At 72.3% G+C, this 23,659-nt stretch carries 22 protein-coding genes; 15 read left to right on the top strand and 7 right to left on the bottom strand.

Annotated elements, in window-relative coordinates; all coding sequences use genetic code 11:
• Window positions 1-45: 45 nt before the first annotated feature.
• Complete coding sequence (locus OHU74_RS09780) at window positions 46-1,431, top strand: aminotransferase class V-fold PLP-dependent enzyme (protein WP_371615522.1); 1,386 nt, start codon at window positions 46-48, stop codon at window positions 1,429-1,431.
• A gap of 28 nt (window positions 1,432-1,459) precedes the next feature.
• Here the strand turns inward: OHU74_RS09780 and OHU74_RS09775 are convergent, their stop codons facing one another.
• The 4 genes from OHU74_RS09775 to OHU74_RS09760 form a co-directional block, all read right to left on the bottom strand.
• On the bottom strand, window positions 1,460-2,056 hold the full coding sequence (locus tag OHU74_RS09775) for a dihydrofolate reductase family protein (protein ID WP_371615521.1): 597 nt from the start codon (window positions 2,054-2,056) through the stop codon (window positions 1,460-1,462).
• A gap of 122 nt (window positions 2,057-2,178) precedes the next feature.
• On the bottom strand, window positions 2,179-2,460 hold the full coding sequence (locus OHU74_RS09770) for an Lrp/AsnC ligand binding domain-containing protein (RefSeq protein WP_215027823.1): 282 nt from the start codon (window positions 2,458-2,460) through the stop codon (window positions 2,179-2,181).
• A 61-nt stretch (window positions 2,461-2,521) separates the two neighbouring features.
• The gene (locus OHU74_RS09765; protein ID WP_371615520.1) at window positions 2,522-4,528 is read right to left on the bottom strand and encodes a transposase; all 2,007 of its coding nucleotides are present in this window, start codon (window positions 4,526-4,528) and stop codon (window positions 2,522-2,524) included.
• Window positions 4,529-4,588: 60 nt separating this feature from the next.
• Window positions 4,589-5,329, bottom strand: coding sequence for a rhomboid family intramembrane serine protease (locus OHU74_RS09760; RefSeq protein ID WP_371615519.1), 741 nt, complete (start codon window positions 5,327-5,329; stop codon window positions 4,589-4,591).
• 130 nt (window positions 5,330-5,459) lie between these two features.
• On the opposite strand from OHU74_RS09760, the gene OHU74_RS09755 reads away from it, so the two are divergent.
• The 7 genes from OHU74_RS09755 to OHU74_RS09725 all read left to right on the top strand — a co-directional run bounded on the left by OHU74_RS09755 (window position 5,460) and on the right by OHU74_RS09725 (window position 13,926).
• Window positions 5,460-5,699, top strand: coding sequence for a hypothetical protein (locus OHU74_RS09755; RefSeq protein WP_008738811.1), 240 nt, complete (start codon window positions 5,460-5,462; stop codon window positions 5,697-5,699).
• 40 nt (window positions 5,700-5,739) lie between these two features.
• Window positions 5,740-7,104, top strand: a complete 1,365-nt coding sequence (locus OHU74_RS09750) for an NYN domain-containing protein (RefSeq protein WP_371619627.1) — start codon at window positions 5,740-5,742, stop codon at window positions 7,102-7,104.
• Between the two features lie 253 nt (window positions 7,105-7,357).
• Window positions 7,358-8,380 (top strand): NlpC/P60 family protein, encoded by a 1,023-nt coding sequence (locus OHU74_RS09745; RefSeq protein ID WP_371615518.1) that lies wholly within the window; start codon window positions 7,358-7,360, stop codon window positions 8,378-8,380.
• A 240-nt stretch (window positions 8,381-8,620) separates the two neighbouring features.
• Window positions 8,621-9,685, top strand: coding sequence for an NlpC/P60 family protein (locus OHU74_RS09740; protein ID WP_371615517.1), 1,065 nt, complete (start codon window positions 8,621-8,623; stop codon window positions 9,683-9,685).
• Between the two features lie 25 nt (window positions 9,686-9,710).
• Window positions 9,711-10,946: a hypothetical protein gene (locus tag OHU74_RS09735; protein WP_371615516.1), complete on the top strand. Its 1,236-nt coding sequence runs from the start codon at window positions 9,711-9,713 to the stop codon at window positions 10,944-10,946.
• A gap of 21 nt (window positions 10,947-10,967) precedes the next feature.
• Complete coding sequence (locus OHU74_RS09730; protein ID WP_371615515.1) at window positions 10,968-12,110, top strand: glycosyltransferase family 4 protein; 1,143 nt, start codon at window positions 10,968-10,970, stop codon at window positions 12,108-12,110.
• 199 nt (window positions 12,111-12,309) lie between these two features.
• Window positions 12,310-13,926, top strand: coding sequence for a GMC oxidoreductase (locus OHU74_RS09725; protein ID WP_371615514.1), 1,617 nt, complete (start codon window positions 12,310-12,312; stop codon window positions 13,924-13,926).
• Window positions 13,927-13,931: 5 nt separating this feature from the next.
• Here the strand turns inward: OHU74_RS09725 and OHU74_RS09720 are convergent, their stop codons facing one another.
• Entirely contained in the window at window positions 13,932-15,728 is a 1,797-nt protein-coding gene (locus tag OHU74_RS09720) for a long-chain fatty acid--CoA ligase (RefSeq protein ID WP_371615513.1), read from the bottom strand.
• Between the two features lie 228 nt (window positions 15,729-15,956).
• Here OHU74_RS09720 and OHU74_RS09715 point away from each other — a divergent pair, with 228 nt between their 5' ends.
• The 6 genes from OHU74_RS09715 (at window position 15,957) to OHU74_RS09690 (ending at window position 21,135) form a co-directional block, all read left to right on the top strand.
• A complete protein-coding gene (locus tag OHU74_RS09715; RefSeq protein WP_371615512.1) occupies window positions 15,957-16,769 on the top strand; it encodes a metallophosphoesterase in 813 nt (270 codons plus the stop codon).
• A 90-nt stretch (window positions 16,770-16,859) separates the two neighbouring features.
• Complete coding sequence (locus OHU74_RS09710) at window positions 16,860-17,312, top strand: SRPBCC family protein (RefSeq protein ID WP_330296024.1); 453 nt, start codon at window positions 16,860-16,862, stop codon at window positions 17,310-17,312.
• Window positions 17,313-17,483: 171 nt separating this feature from the next.
• Window positions 17,484-18,644: an ArsA family ATPase gene (locus OHU74_RS09705; protein WP_371615511.1), complete on the top strand. Its 1,161-nt coding sequence runs from the start codon at window positions 17,484-17,486 to the stop codon at window positions 18,642-18,644.
• Window positions 18,645-18,764: 120 nt separating this feature from the next.
• Window positions 18,765-19,301, top strand: coding sequence for a DUF5304 domain-containing protein (locus tag OHU74_RS09700; protein WP_371615510.1), 537 nt, complete (start codon window positions 18,765-18,767; stop codon window positions 19,299-19,301).
• A gap of 61 nt (window positions 19,302-19,362) precedes the next feature.
• Complete coding sequence (locus OHU74_RS09695; RefSeq protein WP_371615509.1) at window positions 19,363-20,304, top strand: ROK family glucokinase; 942 nt, start codon at window positions 19,363-19,365, stop codon at window positions 20,302-20,304.
• Window positions 20,305-20,379: 75 nt separating this feature from the next.
• Window positions 20,380-21,135, top strand: a complete 756-nt coding sequence (locus OHU74_RS09690) for an endonuclease/exonuclease/phosphatase family protein (protein WP_371615508.1) — start codon at window positions 20,380-20,382, stop codon at window positions 21,133-21,135.
• A 281-nt stretch (window positions 21,136-21,416) separates the two neighbouring features.
• On the opposite strand, the gene OHU74_RS09685 is transcribed toward OHU74_RS09690, so the two are convergent.
• Both OHU74_RS09685 and OHU74_RS09680 read right to left on the bottom strand, forming a co-directional pair.
• Window positions 21,417-21,980: a hypothetical protein gene (locus tag OHU74_RS09685; RefSeq protein WP_371615507.1), complete on the bottom strand. Its 564-nt coding sequence runs from the start codon at window positions 21,978-21,980 to the stop codon at window positions 21,417-21,419.
• Window positions 21,973-22,752, bottom strand: coding sequence for an alpha/beta fold hydrolase (locus tag OHU74_RS09680; protein ID WP_330296018.1), 780 nt, complete (start codon window positions 22,750-22,752; stop codon window positions 21,973-21,975). Before OHU74_RS09680 ends, OHU74_RS09685 begins: the two co-directional genes overlap by 8 nt.
• Before the next feature lie 164 nt (window positions 22,753-22,916).
• On the opposite strand from OHU74_RS09680, the gene OHU74_RS09675 reads away from it, so the two are divergent.
• The gene (locus tag OHU74_RS09675; RefSeq protein ID WP_371619626.1) at window positions 22,917-23,648 is read left to right on the top strand and encodes a lysophospholipid acyltransferase family protein; all 732 of its coding nucleotides are present in this window, start codon (window positions 22,917-22,919) and stop codon (window positions 23,646-23,648) included.
• Window positions 23,649-23,659: the final 11 nt, after the last annotated feature.

Genomic DNA, 23,659 nt, shown 5'->3' with positions numbered 1-23,659 from the left:
GGGCACACAGAAGCCATTCAGACCTGCCTGCCGGGAGATACCGCCATGTCCGCAACCCCGAACGCCACCGCCACCGCCGCCGTCACCGCCGAGGGCCCCGCCTGTGCCGAGCCGCTGCCGGTCCTCGGCCGCGACGTCACCGTCCCGCTCGTCACCGGCGGCGAGGTCACCTACGCCGCCCTCGACTACGCGGCCAGCGCCCCGGCCCTGCAGCGCGTCTGGGACGACGTGGCCGCGTACGCCCCGTACTACGGCAGCGTCCACCGCGGCGCCGGATACCTCTCGCAGCTCTCCACCGACCTGTTCGAGCAGAGCCGCGTCACGGTCGCCGAGTTCCTCGACTGCCGCGCCTCCGACCAGGTGATCTTCACCCGGTCCACCACGGACTCCCTGAACCTGCTCGCTGCGGTGCTGCCGGCCGACTGCCAGGTCTTCGTCTTCGAGACCGAGCACCACGCCTCGCTCCTGCCCTGGGTCGACGCGCAGGTCACGTACCTCAACGCGCCGCGCACCCCGGCCCAGGCCGTCGAGACCCTGGAGCGGGCGCTCGCCGCCCGTGAGCCTTACGGCCCCGCCCTGGTCTGCGTCACCGGCGCCTCCAACGTCACCGGCGAGCTGTGGCCCGTCAAGGAACTGGCCGCCGCCGCGCACGCCCACGGCGCCCGCATCGTCCTGGACGCCGCCCAGTTGGCCCCGCACCACCCCGTCTCCGTGCAGGAGCTCGACGTGGACTGGGTGGCCTTCTCCGGACACAAGCTCTACGCGCCCTTCGGCTCGGGCGTGCTCGCCGGCCGCGCCGACTGGCTGCAGCAGGCCGAGCCGTACCTCGCCGGCGGTGGCGCCTCCCGCAAGGTGGCCCGCCGCGAGGACGGCGGGGTCGACGTCGAGTGGCACACCACGGCCGCCCGCCACGAGGCCGGTTCCCCCAACGTCATCGGCGTCTACTCCATCGCCTCCGCCTGCAAGGCGCTGAACGAGGCCGGGTTCGAGAACCTGGTCGCCCGCGAGCAGCAGCTGATCGCCAAGGTCCGGGACGGTCTGGCCGAGGTTCCGGCGGTCCGCGTGCTGTCCCTCTTCGGCGACGACGCCCCGCGGGTGGGCGTCATCTCCTTCGTGGTCGACGGCTGGAACAGCTCCCACTTCGCGGCCGCGCTCTCGGCCGAGTACGGCATCGGCGTCCGCGACGGTCTGTTCTGCGCCCACCCGCTGGTGCGCACCCTGCTCGGCAGCGAGCCGCAGGAGCCGGGCGAATGCGGTGCGCCCGAGGCGGCTCCGGGGGAGCGCTCGCTCAACGCGATCCGCGTCAGCTTCGGCGCCGGCACCCCCGACGAGCACGTCGAGCGGTTCGTCCGCGCGGTCAAGGAGCTCGTCTCGGACGGCGCGAAGTGGCAGTACCGGACCGAAGAGGGCCGCTGCGTCCCCGCCGTCTGAGACACGACGTCGGGGACGGGCCCGGGTACTACGCCCGGGCCGCCGGGCGGTAGACGCACACCTGCGTGCCCGTGGACGCGGTGACCGAGGAGACCAGCTCCAGGGGCCGCAGTCCGCCGTCCTCGGGGAAGATCGACTTTCCGCCGCCGACCAGCACCGGCATGACCATCAGCCGCAGCTCGTCGACCAGGCCCTCGCTCAGCAGGGTCCGTACGAGCGTGGGGCTGCCCATGACCACCAGGTCGCCGCCGTCGGCGCCGTGCAGCTCGCGGATCCGGGCCACCGCGTCGGCGCCGGGAATCAGCGTGGTGTTGTTCCAGGTCAGGTCGGATTCGCCCAGGGTGGCGGACACCACGTACTTGGGGATCGAGTTCATCTGGTCGGCGAAGGGGTCGCCGGCCCGCTCCGGCCAGGCGCCCGCCATCGTCTGCCACGTGCGGCGCCCGAAGAGCAGGGCCTCGGCCTTGGTGGTCACCTCGGCGAAGGCGCCGCCCACGACCTCGGCGTCGAAGAACGGGTGCGACCAGCCGCCGTGCGCGAATCCGTTGTCGTCGTCCTCGCCCTGGCCGCCGGGGGCCTGGACGACGCCGTCGAGGCTGATGAACTCGCTGATGACGATGCGCATGAGAGGCTCCTGGGTCCGTAGTGGATCTACACCGTTACAGACCGCGCGATCACCGGAAACTCATCGCTCCGCAGAAGATCGGAATTGTGACCTGGGACACGTCGGTCCCGGGCTCCTCGCGGCTACGCGTCGAGGCCGATCGCGAACGCCGCTTCCAGGTCGTGCTGGGAGTAGGTGCGAAACGCCACGTGCGTGTCCGTGGCCTCCACGCCCGGGATCTTGCTGATGCGGCCCGGGATGACGTCCGCCAGGGCCTCGTGGCGGGCCACGCGGACCAGTGCGATCAGGTCGTAGGTGCCGGTGACGGAGTAGACCTCGCTGACGTTCTCCAGCGCCGCGATGGCCTCGGCGATCTCGGGGATCCGGTCCACGCTGGTCTTGATGAGCACGATCGCGGTGATCACGGTTGGCTTTCTCCCTCGCCGGCAGTCACTGGTCGGCCCACTCTAAGACTTGATCCGTAGGTCACCAAAGGGTGAGCCACGGATGGCAGCCGGTGCGGGGACCGTGCTTTCCGGCGTGGCCACGCAAGCGTGACTCATCCGGGGTCGCTCGGTGCCGCTGTCCGACGGTTCGGGGAGCAGAGGTCCCACGGCGTTGCCGTGGGACTGCCAAGCGGCCCGGCCGCCGGGGCGGTTTCGGGCTCGGTGTGGTTGACTCCCGCAGCGCTTCTTCCAGCGCTTGCTCGTAGGTGATCTGTGCGTGCCGGGACGCGATGCCGTCCAGGTAGGCGGTCTTGGGGTCGTCTACGTCGGTGAAGCGGACGAACGCGGCCAGGGCGGCGGAGATGAGGTCCCGCTTGCCGGTGAGGCCGCACGCGGTGCACTTGTGCTCACGGTCCCGCAGGCTCTTGCGGACCCGTTCACCGCACAGGCAGTGCTGTGACAGGGCCGTCGACCACGTGGAGGCCCGGACCAGTCGCCCGCCTGCTGCCTCGCACTCCGCCTTGAGGGCGGAGATCAGCATGCCGGGCGTGGTCTGCGAGAGCCGCTTGCCCCACAGCCGGTACCAGGTGCGGATGTCGCAGTCCTCGACGACGAGTACGGGGCCGTGGGCGGCGATGATCTGGCAGGCCACCAGACGGGCGCGGTGGCGGCGGTGCTCGGCGACGCTCGCGGCGTGCTCTGCCTGCCGGGCGCGTTCGACGCGGTAGCCGGCGGAGAGCCGGTCGTGACGGAACGCCTGCTTCGGCACTCCATCCGACCGTGCAGCGCGGGCGCCACCGGGCACCGACGCGGCCTTGGGTCGCAGACCTTTCTCCGCGCGCCGGGTGGCGTGCCTGGCCTGCTTCTTCGACAGACCGTATTGCGCGCTGTTCGTCGCCCGGCGGGAGCGCTCCAACGCCCGCGCACGATCCCGCCGCTTCTTCGCCTGCTTCCCCAGCAAGGCCTGCTCGGTATCGGTGAGCGTGATTTCGGTGGAGAGGGGCTTGCCGCCGGCGAGGTCGGCGGGGAAGGAAACGACGGAGAGGTTGGAAACGTTGCCGTCCACCCCGCCGATACGGTCGAGCAGGGAGGCACGGTCGCGCATGGCCCGCACCGTGGGGGCGGTGTAGCCGGGGCCCAGCACCAACAAGTGCGCCTCGTACACCCAGCCGCCCGGCGCGGACGCCTTCCGGCGGCGGACGAGGTCGACCTTGTGCCAGCGGCCAGGGCTGGAGAGGAAGTGCTGCACCCGCGCCCACTGGCCGGGCTGCTGCGGGATACGTACGGGGAGCACCAGATCGCCACGGGCGCTGTCGGGGCCTCCCGCGAACACCACGGCGAGCGGGCCGGTGTGGTCCCACCACGTCGCCTTCCGGTTGGCAGACTTGCCCGAGGCGGTGACCTTGCCCGTGGACACCCGGATCTCCGGCACGGTGGGCTTGGGCATCCGCCGGGGCTGCGTCAGCGTGTGACAGACCCCGTCGGTGTAGGCCGTGGCGTGGCCGTGGAGGGTGCCGACCAGGCGGAAGGTCTCCCATTTGTTCTCGGTCGTGTGGGAGCGGGCGCGGCCCGGAATCCGGGTGAACTCGTGCCAGGTGCCGACCTTCGGTCGGCCGGAACGTTGGCCGGCGGCATCGGGGAAGAGGTGCCGCTGCACCCCATGCCACACCTCATCGGCCATATGCATGGCCAGAGCTTTGGAGGCGTGGTGTTTCAGGTGCCCCGATTTCTCCAAGTGTTTGTACGCGCAGCGTTCCAGGCCTTCACGTGACAGGCCCTGGCCCAGGCGCTGGCGTACGGCCTTCGCTCCCTGCTCATTCCGCTCGTGGTACGCGACCCAGTAGGCATCCACCCTGGCGCGGGCGTCGCGCTGCACGGCCCGCTTGAGCGACCACATTGCCCCGAACAGGCCATCCATCCGGGCGAGGTCGGCGGGGTCGGTGACGGCCAGCGGCAGCACCACCACCGACATGACCTCGTCGTTGGGCTTCTTCCATCTCGGGGCCTTGTTCCTCCCCCGGACCCTCTGCGTCTGGACAGCCCGCATTGCCGTCATCACCTCCCGTCATGAGCTTGCCAGCATGCGCCACGCTACGTGATTGCCTCGCTACAGATCGGCCCGTTGGGTGGATTGCTCCTGAACCGCGGAACGCTTCTTGGTCGTGCGCCGGTAACGCACCCACGCGTAGAGGAACCCCGCCGAGAAGCCCACCACATGGGCCAGATAGGCGACTCCCGGGCCGCTCTGCGCCCGGTGCGCGGCCAGCCACTGGAGGGCGAACCAGAACATCAGGACGATCCACGCCGGGAACCGCAGCGGCAGGAAGAGCAGGAACGGGAACAGGCTCGTCACCCGGGCCTTGGGGAAGAGGCACATGAAGGCCCCCAGGACCGCCGAGATGGCGCCGGAGGCGCCGACCAGGGTCTGGTCCGAGGAGGCGTTGGCCGCCGCGTACGCCGCCAGGGCCAGGTAGCCCGTGGCCACGTAGAAGCAGAGGAACCCCGCCCGGCCCATGCGCTGCTCCGTCATCTTCCCGAAGACGTAGAGGAAGAGCATGTTGCCCAGCAGGTGCAGCCAGCTGCCGTGCACGAACAGGGCCGTCAGGGGGGTCAGCAGCGCCCGGCCCCCGCTGCGCGGCAGCCCGCCGGTGAAGAGTTCGTCCGGGACCACGCCCCAGCGCCGGAAGTACGCGGTCCCGTTCGCCAGCAGCTCCTGGCCCGTCCCGTAGACCGGATTGAGCCCCGAGGCGGGGCTCAGGACGAACACCACGCAACAGCCGGCGATCAGCGCGTGCGTGACCACCGGGCCCCGGGCGGCCTCGCGCACGGCCTGCCACTTTACGATCATGCGACCGAGCATGACCCAGCCCGACCCACCCGCGGGTGCGGCAGGCCGTAGGGTTACGAGCTACGCACGTCCGCGTGCGCATGCCCGCGTGCGCGACGAGGTGTAAGACATAGAAGGAGAGAGCGGCCTGATGACGGTTCCCCTGCCGACCGACACCACCCGGTGGCGCTGCACCCTGTGCGGCAACCTCACGCGATTCGACGTCACCCGTTCGTCGAAGGTCGTGGAGTACGTCCACCTGGACCTCGCCGGGGAGCCGAAGGTCGAGGAGCGCGAGGTGGTCAATGAGACCATCGAGTCGGTGCGCTGCCGCTGGTGCAACGCGGTGGACCAGATCGAGCTCGTGGACAGGCCGGGCGCGGACTCCTGACGGAGTCCGGCCCACAGGTCAATGACGGTAGGGGTGACGGATTGTGGAGCCAGCAAGCGGCGCTGAGGCGGCCGATGCGGCCGGCGACGCCGCCGAGGTGCTCGACCGCCCGCTCCCGGAGGGCGTGCGGCGCCGGGTCGTGGCGCTCGTCTCGGACGCCTTCGGCGGTCTGACGGTCGCCGACCTCCCGGCGCAGCTGCGCCAGTACGCCCGTTTCACCCCGACCCGGCGTGCCAAGTTCGCGGGCAACGCCATGGCGACGGCCGTCGAGACCGATGCCGTCTTCCGGGGCCGGGTGGCCGAGAAGCTCCGCGAGGCGCAGGCCGACCTGGCCGGGGCGCTGGAGTCCGGGGCGCCGCCCGCCGCCGCCGATCCGCTGGACGTGGCGGCCGCCGCGTACGTGCTGCGGCCGGCCGGCTGGGCCAAGCTGGTGGCCGCCGCGGGCGAGGAGGCCCAGCGCGCCGACGCCGAGCGCGTCGGCGAGGAGGCCCGCAGGGAGATGGACCGGCTCCGCGAGGAGCTGGCCCACGTACGGGAACTGCAGCGCGCCGGCGGTGACCAGGTGCGGGTGGAGCTGGAGGCGGCGCGCAAGGAAGCGGAATCGCTTCAGCGCAAGCTGCGCAGCGCCCTGAGCGACGTCAAGCGGGGCGACGCCGCCCTGCGCAAGATCAACGCCGAGGTCGACGGGATCCGCGGGGAGGCGGCCGCGCAGGTGGCCGCGGCCGAGAGCGAGACCCGGCGGCTCAAGTCCCGCCTCGCGGAGGTGGAGTCGGCGCTGGAGACCTCGCGCCGGGCCACCCGCGAGGGGCGCAGCATCGAGGACATGCGGCTGCGGCTGCTGCTGGACACCGTGCTGGACGCCGCGGCCGGGCTGCGCCGGGAGCTCGCGCTGCCGCCGGTCTCCACGCGGCCCGCCGACACGGTGGAGGCGGTGGAGCCGGGCCGGATGACCCCGAAGGACATCGCGGCGCGTGCGCTGTCGGAGACCGACCCGGCGCTGCTGGACCAGCTGCTGGCGCTGCCCCAGGCGCATCTGGTGGTCGACGGCTACAACGTCACCAAGACCGGCTATCCGACGATGCCGCTGGAGAAGCAGCGGCTGCGGCTGCTGGGCGGGCTGTCGATGCTCGCCGCGCAGACGGGCGCCGAGATGACCTGTGTCTTCGACGGGGCGGAGCTGGCGGCCCCGGTGCTGCTCGCGCCGCCGCGCGGGGTGCGGGTGCTGTTCTCCAAGGCCGGGGTGACGGCGGACGAGCTGATCCGCCAGCTGGTGCGCGCCGAGCCGCCGGGCCGCCCGGTGGTCGTGGTCTCCACGGACCGCGAGGTCGCCGACGGGGTGGCCAAGGCCGGAGCCCGGCCGGTGACGTCCGCCTTGCTACTGAAGCGGCTTTCGCGCGTTTCGTAACTGCTGGGCCCAATGCCGGAATTGGCAGGGGCGCGAGGGAACGTACCGTCAAGTGGCCTGCACAGAGCGTGCACCGTAGGTAAAAAGCCTGGTCGCAGAGCGAGTTTTTTCCCGACAGGATTTGAACTGATCACAGAAGGGTCACTAGGGTCAGGTCAAACCTTCGTGCGGTAGTTCACTCATTCGGGGTGATGGCGAAGGTGTCGCCGAGTCTGCGTTCTTCGGCGGCTCCAGGAAGAAGGAGCTCGCCTTCGTGGCGTCCCACCGTCGACCCAAGCAGCCGACCCGCACCCGTGTGACCGTCCTGACCGTCACCGCCGCCGCAGCGGTCGCCCTCACCGGCCAGGCGGCCAACGCCGCCCCGGCCAAGCCGAGCAAGGACGAGGTCAAGAGCCAGGTCGACGCGCTCTACGAAGAGGCGGAGCAGGCCACCGAGAAGCTGAATGGGGCCCAGACGCGCCAGGACGCCCTCGAGAAGGAGATAGGCCAGCTCCAGGACCAGGTCGCCCGCGGCCAGGGAGAGCTCAACACCCTGCGCGGCAGCATCGGTTCGATGGCCAACGCCCAGTACCGCACCGGCGGCATAGACCAGTCCCTCGCGCTGTTCCTCTCCGCCGACCCCGACAGCTACCTCGACAAGGCCTCCACGCTGGAGCAGTTGAGCGGCAAGCAGGTCGAGGCGGTCCAGAAGATCCAGGCCAAGCAGCGCACCCTCGCGCAGCAGCGCCAGGAGGCCGCGGGCAAGCTCGCCGACCTCGACGCCACCCGCAAGGAACTGGCCGAGAAGAAGAAGATCTCGACGGACAAGCTCGCCGAGGCCCAGGCCCTCCTCAACTCCCTGACCGCGCAGGAGCGCGCGCAGATCAAGGAGGAGGCCAAGAAGGCGGGCGGCAGCGCGGCCGAGCAGGCCGATCTCAGCGACGTGAAGGGTTCCGGCCGCGCCGCCGACGCGCTGCGCGCCGCGGTGACCAAGAACGGCGGGACCTACGTCCGCGGTGGCACCGGCCCGAACGCCTTCGACTGCTCCGGCCTCACGCAGTGGGCCTACCGGCAGGCCGGCATCACCATCGGCCGCACCACCTACGACCAGGTCAACGACGGCCGGAAGATCAGCCTGAGCGAACTCCAGCCCGGAGACCTGGTCTTCTACTCGAGCCTCTCGCACGTCGGGCTGTACGCGGGCAACGGCAAGGTCTTCCACGCCGCCAACCCGACCTCCGGCATCCTGTACGGATCCCTCAGCGGATTCGCGTACGGGGTCCGCGTCGGCGGCTGATGCCCCCGGCCCCGACAGGACGCGCCGCACACCGCCCATCCGGGCGAATTCCGCGGCCCCGCTCTGACCACACGCCCCGCCGGTGACCTGCGTCTCCGGCGGGGCGTCACTGTGTGTGCCCTCCGGAGGTCGTTGGCCGGTGCCCCGTGACGCGGCTACTGTCTGCCAGCGCGGAACCCGGCACACGTCCGTCCACGGGGGGCGGACCCGGTCCCGCGCAGCGGAAGGGAGCGGTTTCACGTGGCGTCCCATCGCCGGTCCGGGCCCAGCGTCCTCGACCGGAACACGAAGGTCACCGTCCTCACCGCCGCGGCGGCGAGCGCCGCGGTCGCCATGACGGGCGCACCCGCCAGCGCGGCCCCCGGCCTCCCGCACGAGCCCTCGGCCGGCGCCCGCGCCCAGGTCGACCGGCTCTTCGAGGAGGCCGAGCAGGCCACCGAGCGCTTCAACCAGGCCGGCGAGAAGGCCGGCAGGCTCCGGACCGAAGTCGACCGGGTCCAGGACGCGGTGGCCCGCGGCCAGGACCGCATCAACACCATGCGCGGGATCCTCGGGGCCTATGCCGGAGCCCAGTACCGGGCGGGCGGCATCGACCCCTCCGTCGAGCTGATGCTCTCCGACGACCCCGACGAGTACCTCGCCAAGGCCTCCACCCTCGACCGGCTGACCGGCCGCCAGGCCCGCCAGCTCGACGAACTGCGCTCCGAGCAGCGCCGGCTCGGCCAGGAGCGGGAGGAGGCCTCCCGCAAGCTCGCCGAACTCGACGCCCTGCGCGCCGACGTGGCCAAGGAGAAGCGGGCCGTCACCGCGAAGCTCGCCGCCGCCCGCCGGCTGCTCAACGCCATGCCCACGCAGGAGCGCGCCGAATTCGAGCGCGCCTCGCGCTCCGGCGGGCGCCCCGACGCCCTGCCCGACCCGGGCGCCCTGCCCGCCTCGTTCGGCCCCGCAGGACCCTCGTCGGGGCGCGCCGCGACCGCCGTGATGGCGGCCCGCTCCGCGGTCGGACGGCCCTACGTCTGGGGTTCCACCGGGCCTTCCGGATTCGACTGCTCCGGCCTGATGGTGTGGTCCTACCGCCAGGCGGGTGTGGCCCTGCCGCGGACCTCGCAGGCCCAGCGGTACGCGGGGCAGCAGGTGCCGCTCTCGCAGGCGCGGCCGGGCGACCTGGTGACGTACCGCTCCGACGCCAGCCACGTCGGGATGTACGTGGGCAACGGCCAGGTGGTGCACGCCCCGTACCCGGGGGCGCGGGTGCGCTACGACCCGGTCGGGATGATGCCGGTCTCCTCGGTGACCCGGCCCTGAGGGCGGATCTGCGTACGATCGGGTGATGTTCCCGGGCCCGGTCCGTTCCCGTCACCCCCTGCTGCGCGTGCTGCCGCCGCTGGCGCTGCTGCTGTGCGTGCCGCTCGCCGGCTGCGGCCCGGGCACGGCGCCCGGCCCCGGTTCCGTTTCGGGTTCCGCTTCCGCCCCGGCCGGCTCCGCCGCCGAGCGGGCCGTCCGCCGGGCCGTCGCCGCCTGGTCGGCGGCCCCGCCCCAGCGGCTCGCGGCCATCCCCCTGGAGGGCTGGTCCTACGAGGTCTCCTCGGTCCGCGTGGACGGCGTACGGGCCTTCGCGCGCGCGGAGCTGCACTACCGGCTCACCGGCTACGACGCGGCCCCCGCCGGATCGGCCCGCGAGGTGGAACTCACCCGGGGGAGCGGCCCGGACGGCTCCGGCGGCCCTGCCGGCTCCGCCACCCCGGGCGGCCCCGGCGGCTCCTGGACCGTGGTGGCCGACCGGCCCGCGCCCGGCACCCCGCCGCAGCTGTGGGACCAGGGCCGGGTGGGCGTCGCGCGGGGCGCGCACGCGCTGGTGCTCGGCGGCGACGGCCAGAGCCCCGAGGCCCTGGCCGCGATCGCCGCCGAGGCGGACGAGGCCGTACCGGCCGCGAGCGCCGCCTGGCCGCGGCCCTGGGCGGGCCGGGTGGTGGTCCTGGTCCCCGGGTCGCTGGAGGCGATGGCGGCGCTGCTGGGCCGCCCGGTGGAGGAGTACCGGGGCCTGGGCGCCGTGACCACCGGGAGCACCGGAGCGGGCCCGGCCCCCGCCGACCGGGTCGTGGTCAACCCGGAGGGGTACGGACAGCTCTCGGCGGAGGGCCGCCAGGTCATCCTGACCCACGAGACCACGCACGTGGCCACCCGCGCGGCGACCACCGCGAAGACCCCGCTCTGGCTCTCCGAGGGCTTCGCGGACTGGGCCGCGTACCGGGGCAGCGGCCGCAGCGCGGCCGAGGCCGCACCGGCGACCGGCCGGGCGGTGCGCCGGGGCGACCTGCCGGCCGAGCTCCCCGGCAACGCGGCCTTCGCCTTCGGCGGGGACGGGGAGGCGCTGGCGCGGGCGTACGAGGGCTCCTGGCTGGCCTGCCGGCTCATCGCCCGCAAGTGGGGCGACGCGGCGCTGGTCTCCCTGTACGAGAAGGCCGGCCGCGAACCGCTGCCCACGGCCCTGGAGGAGGCCCTCGGCACGGACCTCCCCGCCCTGACCCGGGCCTGGCAGGAGGAGCTGCGCGGTGAGTTCCGGTAGCTCCGGTAGGGTCGGCTGACGATGCACAAGACGCTGATCGTGACCAACGACTTCCCGCCGCGGCCGGGGGGCATCCAGGCCTTCCTGCACAACATGGCCCTGCGGCTGGACCCCGACCGCGTCGTCGTCTACGCCTCCACCTGGAAGCACTCTGCCGAGGGCCGGGCGGCCACCGCCGCCTTCGACGCCGAGCAGCCGTTCCGGATCGTGCGCGACCGTACGACGATGCTCCTGCCGACCCCGCGGGTGACCCGGCGGGCCGCGGACCTGCTGCGCGAACACGGCTGCGAGTCCGTGTGGTTCGGGGCGGCGGCCCCGCTGGGCCTGATGGGCCCCGCACTGCGCCGGGCCGGGGCGAAGCGGATCGTGGCCACCACGCACGGGCACGAGGCGGGCTGGGCGCAGCTGCCGGCCGCGCGGCAGCTGCTGCGGCGGATCGGCGAGGGCACGGACACGCTGACCTACCTGGGGGAGTACACGCGTTCGCGGATCGCCTCCGCGCTGACTCCGGCGGCGGCGGGCCGGATGGTGCAGCTCCCGCCGGGCGTCGACGAGAAGACCTTCCACCCGGGATCGGGCGGCGCGGACGTCCGCGCCCGGCTGGGCCTGACCGACCGCCCGGTGGTGGTGTGCGTCTCGCGGCTCGTCCCCCGCAAGGGCCAGGACACGCTGATCGAGGCGATGCCGAGGATCCTGGCGCAGCTGCCGGACGCCGTACTGCTCATCGTGGGCGGCGGACCCTACGAGGCGGACCTGCGGGCGCTGGCGGCCTCCAAGGGGGTCGCGGACTCGGTGGTCTTCACGGGCGCGGTCCCGTGGTCCGAGCTCCCCGCCCACTACGGGGCCGGGGACGTCTTCGCGATGCCCTGCCGGACCCGGCGCGGCGGCCTGGACGTCGAAGGCCTGGGGATCGTCTACCTCGAAGCCTCCGCCACGGGCCTGCCGGTGGTCGCGGGCGACTCCGGCGGAGCCCCTGACGCGGTGCTGGAGGGCGAGACGGGCTGGGTGGTTCCGGGCGGCGCCCCCGCCGACGCGGCGGAGCGCATCGTGGCCCTCCTGAAGGACCCGGCCCTGCGTGCGCGCATGGGCGAGCGGGGCCGCGCCTGGGTCGAGGAGAAATGGCGCTGGGACCTCCTGGCGGAGCGCCTGCGCGAGCTCCTGTAGCCACGGCCGGGCGCGAGGGCCCGGGCGCTTTCCACGGGAGCCGGATTATCGCTCCCGAGGGGCCGATCGCGGGCAGAGTTGATCAAAGCCTGCGGACGGGGGTGTGATCCGCATACGGTCGAGCCATGTCTGACTGTTACTCAGAAGCGTGTCAGTGCGGGTTATGGCTGGTTGGGCGGAATCCGCTCATGATGCGGCCATGACACCAAACCTGACGCGCCGTCACGTTCTCGGTCTCGGCGCCCTCCAGACGGCCGCCGCCCTCGGCTTCACCCGGATCGGCCTGCAGTCCGCGGCGGCCGCCGAACCCGCGGCCGCGACGTACGCCCCGGCCATCGTCGTCGGCTCCGGCTACGGGTCGGCCGTCGCCGCGCTCCGCCTCGGCCAGGCCGGGGTGCGCACCGTGGTCCTGGAGATGGGCCGGCTCTGGGACACCCCGGGGTCCGACGGGAAGATCTTCCCGTCCACCTCCGCCCCCGACCAGCGCTCCATGTGGTACCGCACCCGCACCGAGGCCCCGCTCGCCCAGTTCCTCTGGCTGGACGTGGTCAACCGCAACATCAGCCCGTACCCCGGGGTCCTGGACCGGGTGAACTACGGGGACATGTCCGTCTACGTGGGACGCGGGGTCGGCGGCGGCTCCCTCGTCAACGGCGGCATGGCGCCCACCCCGAAGCGCTCGTACTTCACCGAGATCCTGCCGCACGTGAACGCCGACGAGATGTACGGGACCTACTACCCCCGCGCCCGCGCCATGCTCGGCGTCAACGACATCGACCCGGCCTGGTTCGAGTCCACGGAGTGGTACCGGTTCGCCCGCGTCTCCCGCAAGCACGCCCAGAACACCGGCCTGAAGACCACCTTCGTGCCCAACGTCTACGACTTCGAGTACATGAAGCGCGAGGCCGCCGGCACCGCCACCAAGTCGGCGCTCGCGGGCGAGGTCATCTACGGCAACAACCACGGCAAGAAGAGCGTCGACAAGACCTACCTCGCCGCCGCCCTGGGCACCGGCAACGTCACCATCGAGACCATGCAGCGCGTGGTCGGCGTACGGCAGGACCCGGCCGGCGGCTACGTCCTGACCGTCCAGACCAGCGACACCACCGGCCGCGTCACCCAGGTCCGCGAACTCGGCTGCAAGCAGCTCTTCCTCGGCGCCGGAAGCCTCGGCACCACCGAGATCCTGCTGCGCGCCCGCGAGACCGGCACGCTGCCCGCCCTCAACGACAAGGTCGGCCTCGGCTGGGGCCACAACGGCAACGTCATGACCGCCCGCGCCAACCACCTGTGGGACACCGTGGGCGCCAACCAGGCCACCATGCCCGCCATGGGCATCGACGACTGGGACAACGCCTCGAACCCGGTCTTCGCCGAGATAGCCCCGCTCCCGATGGGGATCGAGCACTGGATCTCGATGTACCTGGCGATCACCAAGAACCCGGAGCGCGGGCACTTCACCTACGACGCGGCCAGCGACTCGGCGAAGCTCCAGTGGACCCGGGACCAGAACACCCCGTCCGTCCAGGCGGCCAAGAACCTCTTCGACCGCATCAACCGGGCCAACTTCACCATCTACCGCTACGACCTCTTCGGCGACAACAAGAACTTCGCCGACAACTTCACCTACCACCCGCTGGGCGGCTGCGTCCTCGGGGACGCGACCGACGACTACGGCCGGGTCAAGGGCTACCAGGGCCTCTACGTCACCGACAGCTCGCTGATCCCCGGATCGCTCGGCGTGAACCCGTTCGTGACGATCACCGCCCTTGCGGAGCGGAACATGACGAGGGTCCTCGCAGAGGACCCCCGCTAAGCCCCTCAGCCCCGGTAGAGGGCTTCGATCTCGTCCGCGAAGTCCTTCGCCACCACATTCCGCTTGAGCTTCAGCGAAGGCGTGATGTGCCCGGACTCCTCCGTGAACTGGGAGGGCAGGATGCGGAATTTCCGCACCGATTCCGCCTTGGAGACCGCCGCGTTGCCGTCGTCCACAGCCTTCTGGACGGCGGCGACGAGGTCCGCGTCCTCGCGCAGCTCGGCGGCCGTCACACCGGCCGGCTTGCCGTGCTCCGCGGCCCAGCGGCCCAGGAACTCCTCGTCGATGGTGACCAGCGCGGCCACGAACGGCCGCGCGTCGCCGACCACCATGCACTCCGCGACCAGCGCGTGCGCCCGGATCCGGTCCTCGATCACGGCGGGCGCCACGTTCTTGCCGCCCGCCGTGACGATGAGCTCCTTCTTGCGCCCGGTGATCGCGAGGTAGCCGTCCTCGTCGAGCGTGCCGACGTCACCGGTGTGGAACCAGCCGTCGGTCAGCGCGTCGGCGGTGGCCGTCGGATTGTTCCAGTACTCCTTGAAGATGTGCTCGCCGTGCAGCAGCACCTCGCCGTCGTCGGCGATGCGCACCACGGAGCCCGGGAGCGGCTGGCCGACCGTACCGATCTTCGTCTTGTCCCACGGGTTGAAGGCCGTGGCCGCGCAGGACTCGGTCAGGCCGTAGCCCTCCAGCACCGTGAAGCCGATGCCGCGGAAGAAGTGGCCGAGCCGCTCGCCCAGCGGGGCGCCGCCGGAGATCGCGTACTCGCCGCGCCCGCCGAGCACCGTGTGGAGCTTGCTGTAGACCAGCTTCGTGAACAGCTTGTGCTTGAGCTTGAGCCCCAGGGGCACACCGCCCGGGAGGTCCAGCGCGCGGCTGTACGCGATCGCCGTCTCGGCCGCCGCGTCGAAGATCTTGCCCTTGCCGTCGGCCTGGGCCTTGGCGCGCGCCGAGTTGTAGACCTTCTCGAACACGCGCGGCACGCCGAGGATCAGCGTCGGCTTGAAGGACTGCAGCTCGTCGGTGAGGTTCTTGATGTCCGGTACGCAGCCCAGCCGGATCGGCGCCAGTACGGCCGCCACCTCCACCAGGCGTCCGAAGACGTGCGCGGCCGGCAGGAAGAGCAGGACGGAGCACTCGCCGGTGCGGAAGAGCGGGCTCAGCCGCTCCACGATGTTCCCGCACTCGGCGAAGAAGCTGCGGTGGGTCAGCACGCAGCCCTTGGGGCGGCCGGTGGTGCCGGAGGTGTAGACGATGGTGGCCGGGTCGTCGGCGTTGGCCAGCGAGCTGCGCGCGTCGACCTCGGCGTCGGAGATCCCGGCGCCGGCGGCGGTCAGCGCCTGGAGCGCGCCCTGCTCGATCTCCCAGACCTCGCGCAGCTCGGGCAGCCGGTCGCGCAGCGCGGCCACGGCGGCGCTGTGCGCGGGGGACTCGGTGACTACGGCGACGGCGCCGGAGTCGCCGAGGATCCACTGGATCTGCTCGGCGGAGCTGGTCTCGTACACGGGGACGGTGACCGCGCCCGCGCTCCAGATCGCGAAGTCGACCAGGACCCACTCGTAGCGGGTGCGGGAGATCAGGGCGACCCGGTCGCCGGGCTTGATGCCGGCGGCGATCAGGCCCTTGGCAGCGGCCCGCACCTCGGCGAGGAACTCGGTCGCCGTGACGTCCTGCCACTGGCCGGCGACCTTGCGCGCCATGACGGCCGTGTCGGGATGCTGAGCGGCGTTGCGGCGGATGAGATCCGTCAGGTTCCCGTCCGACGGGACCTCGTACAGGGCCGGAAGGCTGAACTCGCGCAAGACTGCTGCTCCTCTGGGCGCCATCGCCACCATGTGGACCGACCGGACGTTACCCACCGGTAGTGGGTTCCGGATAGAGGGAACCGGCCGATTGTTCCGTGCGTCACATGCCACGGCCGTGCCCTGCCGACAGTAGTCGACCCCGTTTGCGACTCGGAAGTAACCGCAGGTCCGGCCGCTGCTCCGGAGCCCCTACCCGCGGTGCCCAAGCGCCCCTAGGGTGGCCGCATGGGTGGCACGCACAGCAGTACTCAGGCCAAGGTGGGCGCGAAGCGCGGTACGCGGGTGCACGTCGTCAGCGACGTGCACGGGAACACCGAGGCCCTCGCCCGGGCCGGAGAAGGCGCCGACGCGCTGATCTGCCTCGGTGACCTGGTCCTCTTCCTCGACTACGCCGACCACTCGCGCGGCATCTTCCCCGACCTCTTCGGAGTCGAGAACGCCGACCGCATCGTCGAACTGCGCACCGCCCGCCGCTTCGAAGAAGCCCGCGAGTTCGGCCGCAGACTGTGGGACGGGCTCGACCGGGAGCGGCTGATCGAGGGCGCGGTCCGCCGCCAGTACGCCGAGATGTTCGCCGCCTTCCCCCGGCCGACGTACGCCACCTACGGCAACGTCGACGTCCCGGGCCTGTGGCCCGAGTACGCCGGCCCCGGCCTGACCGTCCTCGACGGGCAGCGGGCGGAGATCGGCGGACGGGTCTTCGGCTTCGTCGGCGGCGGACTGCCGACGCCGATGCGCACCCCCTACGAGGTGTCCGAAGAGGAGTACGCGGCCAAGGTGGAGGCGCTGGGCGAGGTCGACGTCCTGTGCTCGCACATTCCGCCGGAGGTCCCGGAGCTCTGCTACGACACGGTGGCGCGGCGGTTCGAACGCGGGAGCGGGGCCCTGCTCGCGGCCATCCGGCGGACCCGGCCCCGGTACGCCCTCTTCGGCCACGTCCACCAGCCGCTGGCCCGGCGCATGCGGATCGGCGCCACGGAGTGCGTGAACGTCGGCCACTTCGCGGCGACCGGAAGGCCGTGGGCCCTGGAGTGGTGAGGCGCGCACGCGCGGTAGCCTTCACGCGGCGGCCCAGACGGCCAGGTCGTCCGCACACTTCCTCGAAAACTCCCCGGAGGAGCGACCGCGATGGCGGAACACACCAGCTCGAGCATCACGATCGAGGCGTCCCCTGCCGACGTCATGGCCGTGATCGCCGACTTCGCCCGCTACCCCGAGTGGACCGGCGAGGTGAAGGAGGCCGAGGTGCTGGCCACCGACGCCGAAGGTCGCGCGGAAAAGGTCCGGCTGCTGCTGGACGCGGGCGCGATCAAGGACGACCACACGCTGGCGTACGCCTGGAAGGGCGCGGACGAGGTCAGCTGGACGCTGGACAAGTCCCAGATGCTGCGGCAGCTGGACGGCTCCTACCGGCTGGCGCCGCTGGCGGGCGGGACGAAGACCGAGGTCACCTACCAGCTGACCGTGGACGTCAAGATCCCGATGCTGGGCATGATCAAGCGCAAGGCGGAGAAGGTCATCATCGACCGGGCGCTCGCGGGCCTGAAGAAGCGAGTGGAAGCCCCCGCCTCCTCTTCCTGACGCGCCGCTCGCACGCCGGACGGGCTGGCAAATCCAGCCCCGCCGGCGTTTGAGGCGCGGGGTCTGGGGCGGAGCCCCAGGGAACGGTGGAAGGGCGGGTAGGGGACACGCCCCGCAGGGCCCACCACCCGCAGACCCACGGGGTCAGGATCACAACTAGGAGCCATCCGCATGCACACCCTCCTCGTCACCGGCCCCGGAGGCGCAGGGCGGACCACCGTCGCGGCGGCCACCGCACTCGCCGCCGCCCGTGAAGGGCGCCGCGTGCTGCTGCTCGCCTCCGGCAGCCCCGGGGAACCGGTGGCCGAGCCGGGCGGCGGGGTACGGGTGGCCCGCATCGACTCCGGCCAGGAGTTCCGCCAGGAGCTCGTCGCCCTCCAGGAGCGCGGCTCCGCGCTCCTGGGGATGCTCGGGGCCCGCCCCCTCGGCGCCGACGAGCTCACCGAGCTCCCCGGCGCCGAACAGTTCGCGCTGCTGCGCGCCCTGCGGCGGGCCGCCGCCGAGCCCGACACCGACCTCGTGGTCGTCGACATGCCCCCGCTGCACCAGGCCGTCACCACCCTCGCCCTCCCCGCCCAGCTGCGCCGCTACCTCGCCCGGCTGCTCCCCGCCGAGCGCCAGGCGGCCCGCGCCCTGCGCCCCGTACTGGCCCAGCTCGCCGGGGTGCCGATGCCCGCGCAGTGGCTCTACGAGGCCGCCGCCCGGTGGGACGAGGAGCTGGCGGCCGTCCAGGCCGTCGTGGAGGCCCCCACCACCCGGGTCCGGCTGGTCGCCGAGCCGGGCCCCGCCGCCCACGCCGCCCTGCGCACGGGGATGCTCGGGCTCTTCCTGCACCAGGTGGGCATAACCGACCTGGTGGCCAACCGGCTCGTGCCGTCGGATTCCGCCGACCCCTGGGTGAAGTCGGTCGCCGCCCAGCAGCTCGACTTCCTCCGGGACTGGGGCCGGGACGTCCCGATCCGGGAGCTGCCGCACCTGGGCCGGGATCCGCAGGGCCCCGAGGACCTGGCGGAGCTGGTCGACAGCGCCGCCGGGAACGGCGCATTCGCCCCCGGGCAGCCGAGCCGGGGACGCGGGCCCTGGGCCGTCGAGGACCGGCTCGCCGAGGACGGGGTGCTCGTCTGGCGCGTGCCGCTGCCGGGCGCCGAGAAGCCGGACCTCGACCTGGTCCGGCGCGGCGACGAGCTGCTGCTCACGGTGGGCCCGTACCGCAGGATCGTTCCGCTGCCCGCCGCGCTGCGCCGGTGCACGGTCTCCGGCGCGGCCCTCGCCGACGAGGAGCTCCGCATCCGCTTCACCCCGGACCCGGGGCTGTGGCCGCGCACGCCCTGAAGACGCGGAGGCCCTGACGTCGCGGACGGCCCGGACGGCCCTGGGTGGCGTACCGCCGTTCGGGTAACGTCGAAGGTAGTCCGCACCGCACGCCCAGCCGCCGCCGCAGGAGAGTCCGCCATGAGCGAGGCCACCGACCGACCCGCCGACCGCCCCACCGGAGCCTCCGCCGAGGACGACGCATGGGCCAGGGCCTGCGCCGAGGACCTCGCCGCGGAGAAGGAGCGGCGCCGGGCACAGGGAGCGGGCGCAGACGCAGACGCGGGCACCGGCACCGCCGCCGAGGAGCTCTTCAAGCTGTTCGAGGCCGTCGCCGACAAGGTGTCCTCGCTGAACAACCCGCTGATCACGGGCGCCGCCCAGGGCGCCGTACGGCAGTTCGTCAACCAGGCGAAGACCGCCGCCAAGCCCGTCATCGAGCGCAATCCGGAGGTCTTCGACCACCTCGCGGCCGCCGGTTCGGAGCTGCTCGCGGCCTACCGTTCGGCGGTCGAGGGCCACGAGCGCCGCTGGACGCGCGACGAAACCGGCGACGAACGCAGCGCCCGGCGGAGCGCGGAGCCCCGTACCGAGGGCGGCACCGAGCCCCGTAACGAGGGCGGCGGCGAGGACGGTACCCAGGCCGGCGGCTCCACCGAGCGGATCGATCTCGACTGATCCTCTTCACCTCTCGGGTACGGTTGACAGCGGCGGGGTTTGACCGGAAACCGAGGGACTAATGGGACTCACCATCGGCGTCGACATCGGCGGCACGAAGATCGCGGCCGGCGTGGTCGACGAAGACGGCACCATCCTTGAGACGTACAAGGTGCCCACCCCGCCGACCCCGGACGGAGTGACGGACGCGATCTGCGCCGCCGTGTCCGAGGTCAGCAGCAGCCACACCATCGACGCCGTCGGCATCGGCGCCGCCGGATACGTGGACGACAAGCGCGCGACCGTACTCTTCGCGCCGAACATCAACTGGCGCCACGAGCCGCTCAAGGACAAGGTCGAGCAGCGCATCGGCCTGCCCGTGGTCGTCGAGAACGACGCCAACTGCGCGGCCTGGGGCGAGTACCGCTTCGGCGCAGGCCAGGGCCACGAGGACGTCATCTGCATCACGCTCGGCACGGGCCTGGGCGGCGGCATCATCATCGGCAACAAGCTCCGGCGCGGACGCTTCGGCGTCGCCGCCGAGTTCGGTCACATCCGCGTCGTCCCGGACGGCCTGCTGTGCGGCTGCGGCAGCCAGGGCTGCTGGGAGCAGTACGCCTCCGGGCGCGCGCTCGTCCGCTACGCCAAGCAGCGCGCCAACGCCACCCCCGAGAACGCGACGATCCTGCTCGCACTCGGAGACGGCACGCCCGAGGGCATCGAGGGCAAGCACATCAGCGAAGCGGCCCGGCAGGGCGACCTGGTGGCCGTGGACTCCTTCCGCGAGCTGGCCCGCTGGGCGGGCGCCGGCCTCGCGGACCTGGCCTCGCTCTTCGACCCCTCGGCCTTCATCGTCGGCGGCGGCGTCTCCGACGAGGGCGACCTGGTCCTCGACCCGATCCGCAAGTCCTTCAAGCGCTGGCTGATCGGCGGCGCGTGGCGCCCGCACGCGCAGGTGCTGGCCGCGCAGCTGGGCGGCAAGGCCGGCCTGGTCGGCGCGGCGGACCTGGCCCGCCAGGGCTGAGCCGCCACCCCGTATCGCCGGACTGCCCGCCGCGCCCCCTGGGGTACGGCGGGCAGTCTCGTTATGTTGCCGGGTATGGAACTCACCGAGCTGCCCAACTCCCGTACCGAAGCCGATGGTTCCGCCGTGATCCGGGTGCTCTCCTACAACATCCGCTCACTGCGCGACGACGAGGACGCGTTGGCCCGGGTGATCCGCGGGTGTGCGCCGGACCTGGTGTTCGTCCAGGAGGCGCCACGGTTCTTCCGGTGGCGCAAGCACGCGGCGCGGCTCGCGGCGAAATGCGATCTGGTGGTCCTGTCGGGCGGCGCGACGGCGGCCGGCCCGCTGCTGCTGTGTTCCCTACGGGCCTTCGTGGAGCGGACCGAGGACGTACTGCTGCCGCTCACCCCGGGGCACCATCGGCGGGGCTTCGCGACCGCCGTGGTCCGCCTGGGCGGGGCCCGGGTGGGCGTGCTCAGCGCGCACCTGTCGCTGGACGGACCGGAGCGGCTGGCCCAGTCGCAGGCCCTCCTGGACCGGCTCGCGGGGATGGACGTGCCGTACGCGATCGCGGCGGGCGACATCAACGAAGGCCCGTCGGGGTCCGCCTTCGGGCTCCTGGCGTCGACCCTCCAGGACTGCCGGGCGGTCGCGCCCTGGGGCGGGGAACACACCTGGGTGCGCTCGGAGCCGCCGCGGCGGATCGACGCGGTCTTCGCGAGTGCGGGGGTGGAGGTGCTGGGCTGTGGTGTCCCTGCCGGGCTCTCCGGGGTCAGCTCCTCGGACCTGGCCCGTGCCACGGACCACCTCCCGGTCCTGGCTGCCCTCCGCCTGCCGGCGGTGCGGTAGCCCTGCGGGGCGGAGTCCCCGACCCGCCCTTCGCCCGTTCCCTGGGGCTCCGCCCCAGACCCCGCGCCTCAAACGCCGGCGAGGCTGGATCTTTCAGCCCGTCCGGCGTTTGAGGACCGGGTCCGGGCAGAGCCCGGGGAACGGTGGAAGGGCGGGTAGGGGACTCCGCCCCGCAGGGCCGACCCACCCGCACCCGCCCCCGACGGACGGAGTCCGGCGCAGCGGCGCGAAGCCGGGGAGGCCCGCCAGGGCCGAGCCGCGCGAGCGGTGCGTCGAAAAGGTCAGACCACCGCTCCGCGGCCCGGATCGTCGTCCTCGTCGTCACCGGTCGCCATCCGGGCGACCAGCGTCGCGAACCCGCCCAGGAACCCGCCGATGCCCAGGGTGGTCAGCCACCACGTCATCTGCCACTGCAACAGCACCGCCAGGAGCAGCAGGACCGGTCCGCCCACCACCGCCAGCCAGGCGAACTTCGACGTCACGTCGGCTTCCGGCAGCTCCGGTTCCGGCGGGACGAAGTGGCCCTCGTCCTTCGCGGCGGCGGCCGCCGCGGGGGAGTCGTCCGGGTCCGCGAGGGAGTGGTCGCGGGGGCCCGACGTGCCCACGCCCGGGGCGAACACCACCGAGCTGCCCAGGGCCGCCGCGGGGGGTTCATTGCCGGCGGGCGGGGCCGGGTCGACCGGTTTGACGTCCTCCTCCGGCAGGAGCAGGTTCTCGATCGGACGGAACGGTCTCGCGCCCGGCGGATCCGCCGGCTCCTGGCCGTAGCCGGCGACGATCGCCGCCCACGCCGCTTCCTCGTCCAGCGGAGGGACACCCCCCGAGGACTCCTCGTGCTCAGCCACCGCTGGCCGCCCCCTCCCTGCCCACGCTCTCCGCCAGTCGTCCGACGAACGCATAACTGTCCGCGAAGATCCGCTCCGCGTCATGGTCCAACGTCGCGACGTGGTAACTCTGTTCCAGCAGGGTCTCGGTGACATCGGTGGAGGACACCCGCGCCAGGATCCGTGCCGAGTCGGCCGGCCGTACGACGTGGTCCTGCGGGCTGTGCAGGAGCAGCAGCGGCTGCGTCACCTGCGGCAGCTCGGTGTCCAGCATCTGCAGGAACTTCCGCAGGGAGTGCGCGGCCCGGGTCGGGATCCGGTCGTAGCCGACCTCGTCCGAGCCCGGCTTGGCGATGTCGCTCGCGATGCCCGGCGTCGACCGGATGAAGTGCTTGACCACCGGAAGGGCTACGGCCAGCGGGTCGTGCACCTTGTTGACCGGGTTGACGAGGACGATCCCCTGGATCGAGTCCCCGTGCTTGGCCGCCAGCCGCAGCGTCAGCGCGCCGCCCATCGACAGTCCGAAGACGAACACCTGCTCGCAGCTGTCGAGCAGCTCCCGCAGTGCGCGGTCCACCTCGGCGTACCAGTCCTGCCAGCCCGTGAGCTGCATGTCCTGCCAGCGCGTCCCGTGCCCGGGGAGCAGGGGGAGCGACACCGTCAGCCCCCGCGCCGCCAGATGCTCGGCCCAGGGGCGCATCGACTGCGGGGAACCGGTGAAGCCGTGGCAGAGAAGGACGCCGACCTTTCCGCCCTCGTGGCGGAACGGCTCGGCTCCAGGGAGGACGGGCACCAGGATCTCCTTCAAAGGGGGGTGGGGGGTGCGTAGCGCTGTGTGACTTCACCGTACGCGACGGGGGTGGCACCGACCAGGGTCGTCGGGCCGCTCCGGGGACGGCCACGGGATAAGGTCTGTTCGACAGACAAAGGAAGGCTTTCGAGTTGATCTACGGCGCAATGAAGTTCTCCATCGGCGGTTCACTGAAGCTCGCCTTCAGGCCGTGGGTCGAGGGCCTCGAGAACATTCCCGCGGAGGGGCCGGCGATCCTCGCGAGCAACCACCTGTCCTTCTCCGACTCCTTCTTCCTCCCGGCCGTGCTGGACCGGAAGGTCACCTTCATCGCGAAGGCGGAGTACTTCACCTCCCCGGGCGTCAAGGGCAAGCTGACCGCCGCCTTCTTCAAGGGCGTCGGCCAGCTCCCGGTGGACCGTTCCGGCGCGCGCGGTGCGGGCGAGGCCGCGATCAAGAGCGGCATCGACGTCATCGAACGCGGAGAGCTGTTCGGTATTTACCCCGAGGGGACGCGTTCACCCGACGGCAGGCTGTACCGCGGCAAGCCCGGCGGTCTGGCCCGGGTGGCACTGGCCACCGGCGCGCCCGTGATCCCGGTGGCGATGATCGACACCGAGAAGATCCAGCCGCCCGGCAAGGTGGTTCCGAAGCTGATGCGTCCGGGTATCAGGATCGGCAAGCCCCTGGACTTCAGCCGGTACCACGGCATGGACGGGGACCGGTTCATCCTGCGCTCGGTGACCGACGAGGTCATGTACGAGATCATGAAGCTGTCCGGCCAGGAGTACGTGGACATCTACGCCACCGCCGCCAAGCGCCAGATCGCCGACGCGGAGAAGGCCGAGAAGGCCGAGAAGACCGCGCAGGCCGACAAGGCCGCGGACACCGGCAAGTAGCAGTACGCGGG

The sequence above is a fragment of the Streptomyces sp. NBC_00454 genome (assembly GCF_041434015.1).
Classification (GTDB): domain Bacteria; phylum Actinomycetota; class Actinomycetes; order Streptomycetales; family Streptomycetaceae; genus Streptomyces.
The sequence above is the reverse complement of the archived record's forward strand: the minus strand, read 5'-3'. Positions and strand labels throughout refer to the sequence as shown.